Source organism: Streptomyces coeruleorubidus, from assembly GCF_028885415.1.
Classification (GTDB): domain Bacteria; phylum Actinomycetota; class Actinomycetes; order Streptomycetales; family Streptomycetaceae; genus Streptomyces; species Streptomyces coeruleorubidus_A.
This window is the reverse complement of record NZ_CP118527.1, coordinates 4,763,638-4,777,578: the sequence shown is the minus strand read 5'-3', so window position 1 is coordinate 4,777,578 and position 13,941 is coordinate 4,763,638. Positions and strand designations below refer to the sequence as shown.

14 protein-coding genes are annotated in these 13,941 nt (G+C 71.2%); 10 read left to right on the top strand and 4 right to left on the bottom strand.

Annotation, left to right across the window (positions count from 1 at the left end; translation table 11 throughout):
* Positions 1-116: 116 nt before the first annotated feature.
* On the bottom strand, positions 117-593 hold the full coding sequence (locus PV963_RS22250) for a MarR family winged helix-turn-helix transcriptional regulator (RefSeq protein ID WP_274817507.1): 477 nt from the start codon (positions 591-593) through the stop codon (positions 117-119).
* Between the two features lie 103 nt (positions 594-696).
* Between PV963_RS22250 and PV963_RS22245 the strand changes: the two genes are divergently transcribed.
* The 8 genes from PV963_RS22245 (at position 697) to PV963_RS22210 (ending at position 10,581) form a co-directional block, all read left to right on the top strand.
* Entirely contained in the window at positions 697-1,110 is a 414-nt protein-coding gene (locus PV963_RS22245; protein WP_274817506.1) for an HGxxPAAW family protein, read from the top strand.
* Between the two features lie 67 nt (positions 1,111-1,177).
* A complete protein-coding gene (locus PV963_RS22240; RefSeq protein WP_274817505.1) occupies positions 1,178-2,059 on the top strand; it encodes a DUF2797 domain-containing protein in 882 nt (293 codons plus the stop codon).
* Between the two features lie 128 nt (positions 2,060-2,187).
* Positions 2,188-2,925 carry a response regulator transcription factor gene (locus PV963_RS22235; protein WP_274817504.1) on the top strand — a complete coding sequence of 246 codons (738 nt, stop codon included), beginning with the start codon at positions 2,188-2,190 and terminating at the stop codon, positions 2,923-2,925.
* Entirely contained in the window at positions 2,922-4,523 is a 1,602-nt protein-coding gene (locus tag PV963_RS22230) for a sensor histidine kinase (protein ID WP_274817503.1), read from the top strand. Before PV963_RS22235 ends, PV963_RS22230 begins: the two co-directional genes overlap by 4 nt.
* A gap of 14 nt (positions 4,524-4,537) precedes the next feature.
* Positions 4,538-5,917 carry a bifunctional glycosyltransferase family 2/GtrA family protein gene (locus PV963_RS22225; RefSeq protein WP_274817501.1) on the top strand — a complete coding sequence of 460 codons (1,380 nt, stop codon included), beginning with the start codon at positions 4,538-4,540 and terminating at the stop codon, positions 5,915-5,917.
* Positions 5,914-8,106 (top strand): ArnT family glycosyltransferase, encoded by a 2,193-nt coding sequence (locus tag PV963_RS22220; RefSeq protein WP_274817500.1) that lies wholly within the window; start codon positions 5,914-5,916, stop codon positions 8,104-8,106. The genes PV963_RS22225 and PV963_RS22220 overlap by 4 nt, the downstream gene beginning before the upstream one ends.
* 105 nt (positions 8,107-8,211) lie before the next feature.
* Positions 8,212-9,708, top strand: coding sequence for an MFS transporter (locus PV963_RS22215; RefSeq protein ID WP_274817499.1), 1,497 nt, complete (start codon positions 8,212-8,214; stop codon positions 9,706-9,708).
* A gap of 120 nt (positions 9,709-9,828) precedes the next feature.
* Complete coding sequence (locus PV963_RS22210; RefSeq protein ID WP_274817498.1) at positions 9,829-10,581, top strand: TetR/AcrR family transcriptional regulator; 753 nt, start codon at positions 9,829-9,831, stop codon at positions 10,579-10,581.
* A 4-nt stretch (positions 10,582-10,585) separates the two neighbouring features.
* On the opposite strand, the gene PV963_RS22205 is transcribed toward PV963_RS22210, so the two are convergent.
* Both PV963_RS22205 and PV963_RS22200 read right to left on the bottom strand, forming a co-directional pair.
* Positions 10,586-11,056 carry a PPOX class F420-dependent oxidoreductase gene (locus PV963_RS22205; protein ID WP_274817497.1) on the bottom strand — a complete coding sequence of 157 codons (471 nt, stop codon included), beginning with the start codon at positions 11,054-11,056 and terminating at the stop codon, positions 10,586-10,588.
* A 10-nt stretch (positions 11,057-11,066) separates the two neighbouring features.
* Positions 11,067-11,429: an STAS domain-containing protein gene (locus PV963_RS22200; RefSeq protein WP_425540931.1), complete on the bottom strand. Its 363-nt coding sequence runs from the start codon at positions 11,427-11,429 to the stop codon at positions 11,067-11,069.
* Between the two features lie 208 nt (positions 11,430-11,637).
* Between PV963_RS22200 and PV963_RS22195 the strand changes: the two genes are divergently transcribed.
* Both PV963_RS22195 and PV963_RS22190 read left to right on the top strand, forming a co-directional pair.
* Positions 11,638-12,360 (top strand): ANTAR domain-containing protein, encoded by a 723-nt coding sequence (locus PV963_RS22195; RefSeq protein WP_274817496.1) that lies wholly within the window; start codon positions 11,638-11,640, stop codon positions 12,358-12,360.
* A gap of 57 nt (positions 12,361-12,417) precedes the next feature.
* On the top strand, positions 12,418-13,119 hold the full coding sequence (locus PV963_RS22190) for a GAF and ANTAR domain-containing protein (RefSeq protein WP_274817495.1): 702 nt from the start codon (positions 12,418-12,420) through the stop codon (positions 13,117-13,119).
* On the opposite strand, the gene PV963_RS22185 is transcribed toward PV963_RS22190, so the two are convergent.
* Entirely contained in the window at positions 13,102-13,923 is an 822-nt protein-coding gene (locus tag PV963_RS22185; protein WP_274817494.1) for a YceI family protein, read from the bottom strand. The two genes, PV963_RS22190 and PV963_RS22185, sit on opposite strands and share 18 nt — an antisense overlap.
* Positions 13,924-13,941 lie beyond the last annotated feature (18 nt).

The window sequence follows — 13,941 nt, the reverse complement described above, 5'->3', positions numbered from 1 at the left end:
GCCGTGTGGCTCCTTCGAGGCCGAGCAGTCTCAGAAGGCCGGCGCCGAGGACGTGTAGGCAGCGTGGCTGATGCTGAGCGTCGGGTCGATCGGACGGTGCTGCTCCGGGCCGGCGTTCAGTCAGTGCGGCAGTGTTCCTTCAAGTAGTCCGCCGCCAACCCGCTCGCGCGGGTGAACCAGTCGTTCAGGACCGCGATTTCGTCGGGGGAGTAGTCCGCGAGGAGTTGCGTGAGGCGGGCGTAGTACGGCTCGTAGACCTCTCGGATGCGGGCGACCGCGTCGGGCCGGGCGGCGACGCGGATGCGGCGGCGGTCGGTCGGGTCGGGGCGGCGGGTGATGTAGTCGGCGCGTTCCAGGCGGTTGAGGATGCCGGTGACGGCGCCTGTCGTCACGTGGACTCGGGCTGCCAGGTCGCCGGCCGTGGGCAGGTTCTCGCCGGCCTCGATGACGTAGGCGAAGCAGGTGAGGTCGGTCACACTCAGGCCCACCCGTTGGGCGATCTCGTGCTGTCCGACCAGGTGGGTCGCGATGAGGTGGTCCATCGCCGACAGTGCCTGCTCCGGCGTGGCGGCCGGACGCGACTTGGCTTGCATTCCCAGGTCCCTTAGTTCGTGAGATGTTTGGGACGTCAAATGCTTAGTGAGTGAGGGGTTCGAGGGGCCAGTCTCCATGAGCCCTCGCGGGAGGGGGCAGCGCATGAGCGCACATCAGTATGACCACGGGCACACGGTCGCCGGGTGGGTCGGAACCGGGATCGGGAGTGTCGGGGCCGCTGTGGCGGGGGTGGGGGTCTGTTTTGTTTCGGGTGTGCTGATCGCCGGTGGGCTCGGGATCGGTGTGGTCGGTCTGCTTGTCACCTGGGCGCTGCATCTGGCCGGCTGGGGGAAGGGGCCGGGGATCCGGCCCCGGGACGAGTGGGGGTGGCGGGTGCGGGACTCGGGGGCGCGGGCCGGGCATGACAAGTGCCTCGCGTGCCGGCTGGCCGGGCGGCGGCGGGTGGCGGGTTCGGGCCGTACCGCGGAGGTGGCCGGGGGTGTTTCCGTGCGCGGCGAGGTGAGCGTGGGCGGGGAGGCCGAGGCTGCCGCCGTGGGGGCCGATGCCGGGCGTTGACCCACGTGGGCGCCGGGCGCCCGGCGCCGGGCGCCGTTGTCAGTGGTGCCCTCTAGTCTCGACAGAGATGGCACAGGCATGGAAGTGCTCGGGGCTGCGGTGGTCGGCGGACGGTCCCGTGCTGGCGTGGGACGGTGGGCGGCGCAGTGCGCTGACCTGGGGGAAGCGGGTGGCCTTCGGGGTCGCGGAAGGGGTCGTGCGGACATGCGTGGGGGCTCGGGGGCATGCGTGTCCGACGGGGGCGGCCGTGTCGGCGCGGAGTACGGGGGCGCGGTGCGAGGAGTGTGCGCGGCTGGACCGGGCGCACTCCGTGGCCGCCGACACGATCGCGGACGATCCGCGGCCGTACCACGTGTATCTGGCGTGGTTCGGGCCCGGCATGGTCAAGGTCGGGATCACGGCGCAGGAGCGGGGATCGGCCAGGCTGCTCGAGCAGGGGGCTGTGTGCTTCAGCTGGCTGGGAGTCGGGCCGCTCATGGCCGCGCGGCGTACCGAGGAGTTGTTGCGGGCCGCGCTGGGGGTGCCCGACCGGATTCCATACGTCGAGAAGCGGGCCGTGCGGGCCGTGCTTCCGGAGGCGGCGGCTGACCGGGCCGTCGAGGTCGCCGAGCTGCATGCGCGGGCGGTCGCGCTGGGTGGGTGGCCGGAGTCGCTCGTGCGGGAGCCTCTGCGAGTTGTCGATCATGTGGAGGTGTTCGGGCTGGCCGGGTTGCCCGTCGCCGTCGGGGAGGTGGGGGAGCTCGTCGCCGGTGGGGTCGTGAGCGGGGAGCTCGTGGCCGCTGCCGGGCCCGATCTGCATCTGGCGACCGGGGCGACCGGGGGTGGGGTCGTCGTGCTGGACACGCGGCTGATGAGTGGATGGGGGCTGGTGCCTGCCGAGGGTGCGGAACTGACCGTTCCGGTGACGGAGTTCAAGGAGGAGGTGGGTGTGCAGGACGGGTTGTTCTGACGCGCCCAGCCCTCACCCCACCGGACCCGGCATTCCCAGGCGTCACCTGAGAAGCACCTGTGTGTTTCTCAGGGAAATCACAGGTTCTCGAAAGGGCGCTCTCAGAGCACCCCGACATCGTGTTCACCATGACCACGACCTCGCCCCAGGGGCGCACCGAACTGCTCAGGCCGGACGGGAGCCCCGTCCGAGTGCTTGTGGTGGACGACGAGATGTCGATCACCGAACTGCTGTCCATGGCCCTGCGCTACGAGGGGTGGCAGATCCGGAGTGCCGGTGACGGCACGGGCGCCATCCAGACCGCGCGCGACTTCCGGCCCGACGCCGTCGTGCTCGACATGATGCTGCCCGACATGGACGGGCTGGCCGTGCTCGGACGCCTGCGCCGTGAGCTGCCGGACGTGCCGGTTCTCTTCCTCACCGCCAAGGACGCCGTCGAGGACCGGATCGCCGGGCTGACGGCCGGTGGGGACGACTACGTCACCAAGCCGTTCAGCCTCGAGGAGGTCGTCGCGCGGCTGCGCGGGCTGATACGCCGGTCCGGTGCCGACCGGCGCTCCGACTCCACGCTGGTCGTCGGCGACCTCACCCTCGACGAGGACAGTCACGAGGTGACCCGGGGCGGTGAGCACATCCACCTGACCGCCACCGAGTTCGAGTTGCTGCGGTTCCTGATGCGCAATCCGCGGCGCGTGCTCAGCAAGGCACAGATCCTCGACCGCGTGTGGTCGTACGACTTCGGCGGGCAGGCCAACGTCGTCGAGCTGTACATCTCGTATCTGCGGCGGAAGATCGACGCGGGGCGGGAGCCGATGATCCACACCCGGCGTGGTGCCGGTTACCTGATCAAGCCCGCGGCCACATGAGCGGGCGGCGACGGCCGAGTACGCAGCCAAGGGCGGGCAAGCTGTCGCGAGCGGGCAAGCCGCGCACGCTGCGGACGCGGCTCGTCGTCGCGTCCGTGGTGCTGATCGCAGTGGTGTGTGCGGTGATCGGAACGGTGACGACCCTCGCCCTCAGGTCGCATCTGTACGAGCAGTTGAACGGGCAGGTCGACGAAGCCGGCAAGCGGCTGTCGGGGCCCATGAAACCCGGGCGCGAAGACGACTCCGACTCGATCGACAGGGTCGTCGGCTTCGTCGAGGGACCGGCCCAGCCGGAGACCATCGCCGCCGAAGTCGGTGCCGACGGCACGGTCACCCGGGCGTTCATCGCCCGGGCCTCCAACGAGAAGGGCCCCTTCCAGCGGAATTCGGCCGTCACCCTCACCGACGAGCAGAAGGCCGACCTCGCCGAGGTGCCGACCGGTGGAATGCACACCGTCGACATACCCGGCCTCGGCGAGTACCGCGTGCAGTACGTCCTCGGAACCGACGGAGGCAGCTACTACGTCGCCCTGCCCACCGAGTCGGTCACCACCACGATCAACACCCTCATTCTCGTCGAGGCCAGCGTCACCGGCGCCGGCCTCGTCGCCGCCGCCATCGCCGGTTCCGTCCTCATCGGCGTGGCCACCCGCCCCCTCCGCCGCGTCGCCGCCACCGCCACCCGGGTCTCCGAACTCCCCCTGCACACCGGCGAGGTCAACCTCAGCGAGCGTGTCCCCGACTCCGAGACCGACCCGCACACCGAGGTCGGCCAGGTCGGTGCCGCGCTCAACCGGATGCTCGACCACGTCCACGGCGCCCTGCACGCACGGCAGCAGAGCGAGACGCGGGTCAGGCAGTTCGTCGCCGACGCCAGTCACGAGCTGCGGACCCCACTCGCCTCCATTCGCGGGTACGCCGAGCTGACCAGGCGCGGCAGGGAGGACGTCGGGCCCGACACCCGGCACGCCCTCAGGCGGATCGAGTCCGAGGCCGGGCGTATGACGCTGCTCGTCGAGGATCTGCTGCTGCTCGCCCGGCTGGACGCCGGGCGGCCGTTGCAGTTCGAGCAGACCGACCTCGTACCGCTCGTCGTGGACACCGTCAGCGACGCCCGTGCGGCCGGCCAGGACCACAACTGGCGTCTCGACCTGCCCGACGAGCCCGCGCTCGTGTCGGCGGACGCGGCCCGGCTCCAGCAGGTCCTCGTCAATCTGCTGGGCAACGCCCGCAACCACACCCCGCCCGGTACGACCGTCACCGCCCGCGTCCAGCGGCGCGGCACCTGGCTGTGCGTGGACGTCGAGGACAACGGGCAGGGCATTCCGGCCGAGTTGCTGCCGCACGTCTTCGAACGGTTCGCGCGCGGCGACTCCGCGCGGACCCGCGCCACCGGCTCGACCGGTCTCGGCCTCGCCATCGTGCAGGCCGTGGCGACCGCGCACGGCGGTGCCGTGACCGTCGACAGCGTGCCCGGGCGGACCGTGTTCACGGTGCACCTGCCCGCGCTGCCGGCCCAGCCGCAGCCGGAAACGAGCCGGCAGCAGCACTCACAGGCACGCCACAGCGTCACCACATGGGCACAACAGGGCGCCTGACGAAAGTCGGTTCCATGCGAACCGACTCTTCTCCCGGCACCCTGCCGGCGCGGGAGCACCTCCCGGCCGCACCAGCCGGTACGCCGGTCCTGGACGTAGTGATCCCCGTCTACAACGAGGAGAAGGACCTCCAGCCGTGCGTCCGCAGACTGCACGATCACCTCGCCCGCACGTTCCCGTACGCGTTCCGCATCACGATCGCGGACAACGCCTCCACGGACGCCACCCCGCAGGTGGCCACGCGGCTGGCGGCACAGATCCCCGAGGTCACCACCTTCCGCCTGGAGCAGAAGGGCCGCGGCCGGGCCCTGCGGGCCGTCTGGTCGGCCTCGAACGCCCCCGTCCTCGCCTACATGGACGTGGACCTGTCCACCGACCTCAACGCCCTGCTCCCGCTGGTGGCGCCGCTGATCTCCGGCCACTCGGACCTGGCGATCGGCTCCCGGCTGGCCCGCAGCTCGCGCGTGGTGCGCGGCCCCAAGCGGGAGTTCATCAGCCGGGCCTACAACCTCATCCTGCGCGGCTCGCTGCAGGCTCGCTTCTCGGACGCCCAGTGCGGGTTCAAGGCGATCCGCCGTGACGTCGCGCAGGTGCTGCTGCCCCTGATCGAGGACACCGGCTGGTTCTTCGACACCGAGATGCTGGTGCTCGCCGAGCGCGCGGGGCTGCGTATCCACGAGGTGCCGGTCGACTGGGTCGACGACCCCGACTCGACCGTGCACATCGTCAAGACCGCGACCGACGACCTCAGGGGCGTGTGGCGGGTCGGCAGGGCCCTGGCCACCGGTTCGCTGCCGCTGGACCGGCTCACCCGGCCGTTCGGCGACGACCCGCGCGACCGTGAGATCAAGGACGTACCGCGGGGCCTGGCCCGGCAGTTGGTCGGGTTCTGCGTCGTCGGCGGCCTCTCCACCCTCTTCTACCTGCTCCTCTACAGCGGCTTCCGCGTCTTCACCGGCTCCCAGGTCGCCAACGCCCTCGCCCTGCTGGTCTCGGCGATCGCCAACACCGCCGCGAACCGGCGGCTCACCTTCGGGGTGCGCGGGCGCGGCGGCGTCGTACGGCACCAGGCGCAGGGCCTGGTCGTCTTCGGTATCGGGCTCGCCCTGACCAGCGGCTCGCTCGCCGCGCTGGGCGCGGCCACGTCCGAGCCCGCCCACTCCACCGAGCTGGCGGTCCTCATCGCCGCCAACCTCGCGGCGACCGTGCTGCGCTTCCTGCTCTTCCGGGCGTGGGTGTTCCCGGACCGACACGACAGCGAGACGACGGTCGTCGCCTCGCACCGCACCGACCGGTTCCGCGCCGGTGAAGCCGCGGACGGCACCTGGAGGGACGCCACCGTGCGGCTGCTGCCGGTGCGCCCCCACGACACCGATGCGAGGGACCTGCGATGACCGTCCACTACGACCAGCAGACCACCGACAGAGACACGACTCCCGGAACCTGGACCCGCCCCCCGGCACCGACAACAGCGGCACCGGCCCCCGGCGACCCCAAGAGGCCTTTCGCGCACCGGATCTGGCGCGGCCGGCCCGAGGACCCCCGCTGGGCCCGCCCCGCCTTCCTCGTCCTGCTGCTGGCGACCGCGGTGCTCTACCTCTACAACCTGAGCGCCTCCGGCTACGCCAACTCCTTCTACTCGGCGGCCGTCCAGGCCGGCAGCCAGTCCTGGAAGGCGTTCTTCTTCGGCTCCCTGGACGCGGCTAACGCCATCACGGTCGACAAGCCCCCGGCCGCGCTGTGGCCGATGGCCCTGGCCGTGCGGCTGTTCGGGCTCAGCTCCTGGGCGATCCTCGTCCCCGAGGTCCTGATGGGCGTCGGCACGGTGGCCGTCGTCCACGCGGCCGTACGCCGCCGGTTCAGCCCCGCGGCCGGCCTGATCGCGGGCGCGGTGCTCGCGCTCACCCCCGTCGCGGCGCTGATGTTCCGCTTCAACAACCCGGACGCGATGCTGGCCCTGCTGATGGCCGTGGCCTGCTACTTCGTCATCCGGGCCCTGGAGGACGGCCGCACCGGGTGGCTGCTGTGGGCCGGTGCCGCGATCGGCTTCGCCTTCCTCGCCAAGACCCTCCAGGCCTTCCTGATCCTGCCGCCGCTCGCCCTCGTCTACGGCGTCTGCGCCCCGGTCACGGTGAAGAAGCGGATCGGGCAGCTCGCCGCCGCCCTGGCCGCGATCGTCGTCTCCGGCGGCTGGTGGGTCGCGATCGTCGAGCTGTGGCCCGCTTCCTCCCGCCCGTACATCGGCGGCTCGCAGAACAACAGCTTCCTGGAACTGACCTTCGGCTACAACGGCCTGGGCCGCCTCAACGGCGACGAGACCGGCAGCGTCGGAGGCGGTGGCGCCAACGGCGGTGGCAACTGGGGCGAGACCGGCTGGGACCGCCTGTTCAGCTCCAGCGTCGGCGGCCAGATCTCCTGGCTGATCCCGGCCGCGCTGATCCTCCTCGTCGCGGGCCTGGTGGCCACCCTCCCCCACTCTCGGCTTCGCTCGAGCGGGGGGACCCCCATGGCACGGCGTACGTCGGTGACGCGCGGTTCGTTCCTCGTCTGGGGCGGCGCGCTGATCACGACCATGCTGGTCTTCAGCTACATGCAGGGCATCTTCCACGAGTACTACACGGTGGCGCTCGCCCCCTACATCGCGCCGCTGATCGGCATGGGCTCGGCGCTGCTCTGGGAGAAGCGGGACAAGGCGTGGGCGTCGCTGACCCTGGCGGCGGCGATGACGGCCACCGCGGCCTGGGGCTACGTCCTGCTCAACCGCTCCTCCGACTACCTGCCCTGGCTGAAGTGGCTCGTCCTGGTCGGCGGTCTGACGGCGGCCCTCGGCCTGATCTTCGCCGGCCGGCTGGGGCGCCGACTGGCCCTGGGAGCGGCCGGACTCGGTCTCGTGGCGGCGCTGGCCGGTCCGGCGGCGTACACGCTCACCACGGTGAACGAGGGGCACACGGGCTCGATCGTCACGGCGGGTCCGGCGGTCGCGGGCGGTCGCGGTGGGCCGGGTGGCGGTGGCGGCCCCGGCGGTGGCGGCTTCCCGGGCGGTGGCCAGAACCAGCAGAACGGCAACGGCAACACCCAGGGCGGGCAGGGCAACGGCTTCCCCGGCGGCGGTTTCCCGGGCGGTGGCCAGAACCAGCAGGGCCAGAACACCACCCCCGGCGGCCGGACCGGCGACGGTGGCCGTGCGGGCGGCATGGGTGGCGGCATGGGCGGTCTGCTCAACGGCGCCAGCGTCGGCTCCGAGGCCAAGAAGCTCCTGGAGACCGACGCCGACCAGTACACCTGGGTCGCGGCGGCCATCGGCGCCCAGAACGCCGCGAGTTACCAGCTGTCCACCGGCGACCCGGTGATGGCCATCGGCGGCTTCAACGGCACGGACCCGTCCCCGACCCTGGCGCAGTTCAAGAAGTACGTGGAGGAAGGAAAGATCCACTACTTCATCGCGTCCGGCGCGGGCGGCGGCATGGGCGGCAGCAGCGACGGCACGTCCTCCCGGATCACCTCCTGGGTCGAGGCCAACTTCAAGAAGGTCACGGCCGGTTCGGCCACCTTCTACGACCTCACGCAGAAGGCGAGCAGCTGACAGTTCCCCTGACGGGGGAAGGGCGGTGGCCGAGAGCCCCAGCCCTTCCCCGTTGCTCGATTACTCGGTTGTACGGCGTATGGGAACTATTCTACGGTGTACAGCATGACGACGTCCCCACAGGAACAGGCCCCGCCGCAGACGGCGCCCGGCGGCCACCCCCAGCGCTGGCTGATCCTCGGTGTCATCTGCCTCGCGCAGCTCACCGTGCTGCTCGACAACACGATCCTGAACGTGGCGATCCCCTCGCTCACCCGCGAGATGGACGCGACGACCGCCGACGTCCAGTGGATGATGAACGCCTACTCACTGGTGCAGTCCGGCCTGCTGCTCACCGCGGGCAACGCCGCCGACCGCTACGGGCGCAAGCTGCTGCTGATGTCGGGCCTGGCGATCTTCGGTGTGGGCTCGCTGGTGGCCGGCCTGTCCCAGAGCCCGGCCCAGCTGATCGCGGCCCGCGCCGGCATGGGCGTCGGCGGAGCGCTGCTGATGACCACGATCCTCGCCGTCGTCGTGCAGATCTTCGACGACAAGGAGCGCGTCAAGGCCATCGCGCTGTGGTCCACGGTCAGTTCGCTCGGTTTCGCGGCCGGGCCGCTGATCGGCGGAGTGATGCTGAACCACTTCTGGTGGGGCGCGATCTTCCTGATCAACATCCCGGTCGCCGTGCTCGGCCTGATCGCGGTCGCCGCGCTCGTCCCGGAGTCCAAGCACAAGGCGGGCGACCGGCCGGACCTGGTCGGCGCGGTGCTGTCGACCATCGGCATGACGGCCGTGGTGTACGCGATCATCACCGGGCCCGAGCACGGCTGGACGTCCGGGCAGGTGCTGGTCTCCGCGCTGGTCGGCCTGGTCGTTCTCGGTCTGTTCGTGACGTGGGAGCTGCGGATCGAGCACCCCATGCTGGACATGCACTTCTTCCGCAACCAGAAGTTCGTGGGCGCGGTCGCCGGCGCGATCCTCGTGGCGTTCGGCATGACGGGCTCGCTGTTCCTGCTCACCCAGCACCTCCAGTTCGTGCTCGGCTACGAGCCGCTGGACGCCGGTCTGCGGACGGCGCCGCTGGCGTTGACCGTGGTCGCGCTCAACTTCACCGGGCTCGGAGCGAAGCTGGTGCTCAAGGTCGGCACGCCTGCGGCCATCGCGCTCGGTATGACCCTGGTGTCGGCGGGGCTGGCGGCGATCGCGCTGCTCGGCGGGCACGGGTACGAGGGGATGCTGCTCGGCCTGGTCGTGATGGGCGCGGGTGTGGCGTTGTCCATGCCGGCCATGGCCAACGCGATCATGAGCGCGATACCGCCGGAGAAGGCGGGTGTGGGAGCGGGGATCAACGGGACGCTCGCGGAGTTCGGTAACGGCCTCGGTGTGGCGGTCCTCGGTGCCGTGCTCAACTCGCGGTTCGCGTCGTTGGTCGCCGTATCGGCGGCGTCGCTGCCGGCGGCGCTGGCCGCGGCTGACGGTGCGGAGGAGAAGGCACGTATCTCCGACGCGTTCGCCTCCGGTTTGGAGACCAGTCAGTTGGTGGGGGCGGTGGCTGTGCTGGCCGGTGGGCTGGTCGCGGCGGCGTTGCTGCGGCGGGCTGAGCGGGCAGAATCCGCCTAGGGGCTCGGGGCGTGCGGTCGTCGTGCGGGTGCGGGTTCGCTGTGGCTGATCGCGCAGTTCCCCGCGCCCCTTTCGGGGCGCCTAGCATGATCGGCATCAGCAAGTCGAGGAAGGTGCGCCATGGCGAAGGCAGCCGATAAGGCCCGGACCAGCGTCTGGCTGGAAAGCAAAGCGCACCGGCGGCGCGGCGGTGGTCAGCCCTCGGGCCTGGACCGCGCGCGCATCATCGAGGTCACCGTCCGGCTGCTCGACGTCGAGGGGCTGGCCAAGTTCTCGATGCGGCGGCTGGCCGGTGAGCTGAACGTCACCGCGATGTCCGTCTACTGGTACGTCGACACCAAGGACGACCTCCTCGAACTCGCCCTGGACGAGGTCATGGGCGAGATGCGGCTGCCCGATCCGGACGCCGACGAGGACTGGCGCGACCAGGTGCGGGCGCTCGCCCGGGAGTACCGGACGCTGCTGGTGCGTCACCCCTGGGTATCCGCCCTGGTCGGCGTCTTCCTCAACATCGGCCCCAACAACCTGGCCTTCTCCAGGGCCGTACAGCGCGTCGTCCGCAGGACCGGGCTGCCCGCGAAACGCCTGACGAGCACGATCTCGGCCGTCTTCCAGTTCGTCTACGGCTACGGCACGCTGGAGGGCCATCTCTCCACCCGGGCCGCGGCCGGCGGCATGACCGTGGACGAGTACTTCCAGCAGGCCCTGAGCACGGTGAGCGCGGCCCCGCAGGCCGCCGACGTCATCCAGGAGTCGCAGGAGATCATGGCGGCGCGGGGCGGCGACACGGTCGCCGAGATGCTGGAGCGCGACTTCGAGTTCGCGCTGGAACTGCTGATCGCGGGCATCGAGGCGATGGTCGCCCGCGAGTGAGGAGCTACTCCCCCTCGACCAGCCGCGCCGGGAACCCGCCGGTCGCCACCGGCCCCCACCGCTCCGGTGTGATGCGGATGATCGACTTGCCCTGCTTGACCATGGCCGCGCGGTACTCGTCCCAGTCGGGGTGCTCCCCGGCGATGTTCCGGTAGTACTCCACGAGCGGTTCGACGGAGTCGGGCATGTCGACGACCTCGGCCGTGCCGTCGATCTGGACCCAGGGGCCGTCCCAGTCGTCGCTGAGCACGATCAGGCTGACCCGGGGGTCCCGCTTGGCGTTGCGGGTCTTGGCCCGCTCCGGGTACGTCGAGACCACGATCCGGCCCGAGTCGTCGACCCCGCAGGTCAGCGGCGAGCCCTGGGGGCCGCCGTCGGTGCGCCGGGTCAGCAGGATCGCGTGGTGCCGGGGTCGTACGAAGTCGAGCAACTCGTCGAGGGAGACGCGGGTGTTCGTAGCGATGTTCGGTGCCATGTCAGGCAGCCTACGACGCCATGGCCTCGGCGAGGTTGTCGTACACGGGCACGTCCCGGCGCAGGCCGGTCAGCTCCAGTACGCGGCTCGCGACGCCGTCCGGCCGGGCCACCAGACGCATCCGGGCCCCGGGGCGCAGCCGGTGGCGTACGTCGTTGAGGAGGCGGATGCCCTGGGAGTCCATGAAGCAGGTCGCGCTGAGGTCGAGGACGAGCACCTCCAGCCGGTCACCACGGGCCCGGGCCTCGGACATGATGAGCGGAAACAGCTGCTCCGCGTTGCAGAAGTCGATCTCCGCGGGCATGGTGACGTGGACGCGGCCGGGCAGGTCCCGCGGTTCGGTGGGATTCGGGAGGAAAGTCACAGCACTCACCTGGCAGACGTTCGTCCGGATTCCGGTATGGCCGCTTCCTGACCCGTGGGCCCATTCCACCATGCCGGGGCGCGGCTGCGGAAGGCGCTTGTGGCGGCCGTCGGCCGGACGTCACCCGCACGCAACCGAGCAGCTAGAGTGCTGTTCGTCCTGTGCTCGCAGTCGGGAATGTGCTGCGGAGCTCTCCTGCGCACGGCCATGGTCGTGCATGCCGAAGAGGTTCGTGGTGGCTGCGTCCGAGTTTCCTGATTTGCCCCGTTTTCCGGTCGGCTTCGAGCTGGCCGAGGCCCTGACGGTGGCGTCTCAGCAGCTGAACGAGACACCCACACGGCACAACACACTGCGCACGGCGGTCCGGCTGGCCGTGCACATCATGCCCGGGGCCGAGCACGCCGGCATCTCCGAGATCGAGCGCGGCAGGAAGTTCCGCACGCTCGCCTGGACCGACGACGTCGTGCGCTCCGCCGAGGCCCGGCACGCCGGCCGCGAACCGCACGGGCACTGGGACCAGTTGTGGCACAGCCCGGTGGCGCGGATAACGGACAGCGAGGCCGACGACGGCTGGGACGTGCTGTCGGCCCTGGGACTGCGCTCGGCGCTGTCGCTGCGGCTGCGTGCCGACCGCCGCCGGCTGACCGTGCTCACGGCCTACGCGCGCAAACCGGGCGCCTTCGACGAGGACGCGACGCGCATCGGCCGGCTGTTCACCACGCACGTGGGCATCGCCCTGGAGTCCGCGACCGTGCGCGAGCAGCTCACCGAGGCCATGCACACCCGGGATCTGATCGGCCAGGCCACCGGCATCCTCATGGAGCGCCAGGGCATCGACGCGGCCGCGGCCTTCGAGAGCCTGGTGCGGGCCTCCCAGCGGGAGAACGTGAAACTGCGCGATCTGGCCCGCCGTATCGTCGGCGCCCACAACTCCACGTGAGGCACCGCGAGTTAGGGCGGGGGCGTTAAGGGACGCCGACGGGATACCCGTACGTTCATGAGCTCCGAGACGTCCGACACGCTGGACCAGGCGATGGTGCGCAGCAGCGGTCTCGACACCCTGCTGCGCGATCTGACCGACCGTGCGGTGCAGGAGGTGCCCGGCGCCGCCGCGTGCAGCATCACGGTGAGCCGCGGCGGCCGGCTGCTCACCCTGGCCGGCAGCGACGGCCTGCCCAGCGGCCTGGACCAGCGCCAGTACGAGAACGGCTCGGGCCCCTGCGTCGACGCCGCCGAGACCGGCGCCGAGCAGTACGCCCCCGACCTGGCCGCGGAGTCCCGCTGGCCGGCGTACACGCCCTACGCGCTCTCCGCGGGCGTCCACTGCGTGCTGGCCGTGCCGGTCGCCGTCGAGGGCGAGACGGGCGCCGCGATCAACCTCTACGGTCTGCGGCCCGCGGTGCTGGACCCGGGCCGGGACGCGGCCCATGCCTTCGCCGCACGGGCGGGGGACGCGATCAACGTGGCGCTGAGCATCGAGCGCCGCCGCCAGTCGGCGGCGGACGTGCGCACCGCGCTGCTCTCCCGCAGCGTCATCGACCAGGCGATCGGCATCCTCATGGCACGGGAGCGGATCGACGCCCGGGACGCGCTGGAGCGGCTGCGCCGCGCCTCCCAGCACCGGAACGTCAAACTCCGGGACCTGTGCGGCCAGTTGGTGGCGAAGGTCTCCGGCCCGGCCTCAGGCAGCCGGAAGTGACTCGCCCTGCACGGCCTGGATGTCCAGCTCCACCCTGAGCGTCGTACCGATGGCGGTGATGCCGGCCTGGAGGACCTGGTTGTAGTTCATCGCGAAGTCCTCGCGGTGCAGTTCGGTCGTGGCACGGAACGCCGCGCGGGTGCCGCCCCAGGGGTCCGGACCCGTGCCGAGGTAGGTCAGGTCCAGGTCCACGGGCCGTACGACCCCGTGCATGCCCAGCTCACCGTGGACGGTCCACCGGTCGGAGCCGGTCGCCGTGAGCCCCGTGGACCGGTAGGTGATCTCGGGGAACCGCTCGACGTCCAGGAAGTCCGGCGATTTCAGGTGCCCGTCGCGCATGCCGTTGCCGGTGTCGACGGACGCGGCCCGGATCACCGCCTCCACACGGGACTTGGTGACGTCGTCCGGGGCGATCTCGATCGAGCCGGAGAACTCCGTGAACCGGCCGTGCACGCTGGAGATGCCCAGGTGCTGGGCCACGGCGGCCACGCTGGAGTGCACCGGGTCGACGGTCCACGGCCCCGGCGGCGGCAGCTCGGTGCCGCCCTGCCGCGCCAGCGTCACCGTGCCGACCTCGGCCAGCCCGCTCGCCGTGACGATCACACTGGAGGCCGCGGGCGCGTACCCGACGGCCGTGACGATGACGGTGTACGCCCCCGGCTCCAGCGGCGTCGCGTCCCGTACGGCGCCCTCCGCGTCGGCCTCGGCACGCAGCGCCTGCGCGCCGGTCATGTCGGCTACGGTGACGACCGCGTGCGACACGGCCCAACCGTCCCGGGTACGGATCCTCGCGGTCAGTCTCATCTCAGCTAACTCCTCGCA

Coding starts and splice junctions, on each gene's coding strand:
- PV963_RS22250 (WP_274817507.1), bottom strand. CDS start 593: ATGCAAGCCAAGTCGCGTCCGGCCGCCACGCCGGAGCAGGCACTGTCG.
- PV963_RS22245 (WP_274817506.1), top strand. CDS start 697: ATGAGCGCACATCAGTATGACCACGGGCACACGGTCGCCGGGTGGGTC.
- PV963_RS22240 (WP_274817505.1), top strand. CDS start 1,178: ATGGCACAGGCATGGAAGTGCTCGGGGCTGCGGTGGTCGGCGGACGGT.
- PV963_RS22235 (WP_274817504.1), top strand. CDS start 2,188: ATGACCACGACCTCGCCCCAGGGGCGCACCGAACTGCTCAGGCCGGAC.
- PV963_RS22230 (WP_274817503.1), top strand. CDS start 2,922: ATGAGCGGGCGGCGACGGCCGAGTACGCAGCCAAGGGCGGGCAAGCTG.
- PV963_RS22225 (WP_274817501.1), top strand. CDS start 4,538: ATGCGAACCGACTCTTCTCCCGGCACCCTGCCGGCGCGGGAGCACCTC.
- PV963_RS22220 (WP_274817500.1), top strand. CDS start 5,914: ATGACCGTCCACTACGACCAGCAGACCACCGACAGAGACACGACTCCC.
- PV963_RS22215 (WP_274817499.1), top strand. CDS start 8,212: ATGACGACGTCCCCACAGGAACAGGCCCCGCCGCAGACGGCGCCCGGC.
- PV963_RS22210 (WP_274817498.1), top strand. CDS start 9,829: ATGGCGAAGGCAGCCGATAAGGCCCGGACCAGCGTCTGGCTGGAAAGC.
- PV963_RS22205 (WP_274817497.1), bottom strand. CDS start 11,056: ATGGCACCGAACATCGCTACGAACACCCGCGTCTCCCTCGACGAGTTG.
- PV963_RS22195 (WP_274817496.1), top strand. CDS start 11,638: ATGCCGAAGAGGTTCGTGGTGGCTGCGTCCGAGTTTCCTGATTTGCCC.
- PV963_RS22190 (WP_274817495.1), top strand. CDS start 12,418: ATGAGCTCCGAGACGTCCGACACGCTGGACCAGGCGATGGTGCGCAGC.
- PV963_RS22185 (WP_274817494.1), bottom strand. CDS start 13,923: ATGAGACTGACCGCGAGGATCCGTACCCGGGACGGTTGGGCCGTGTCG.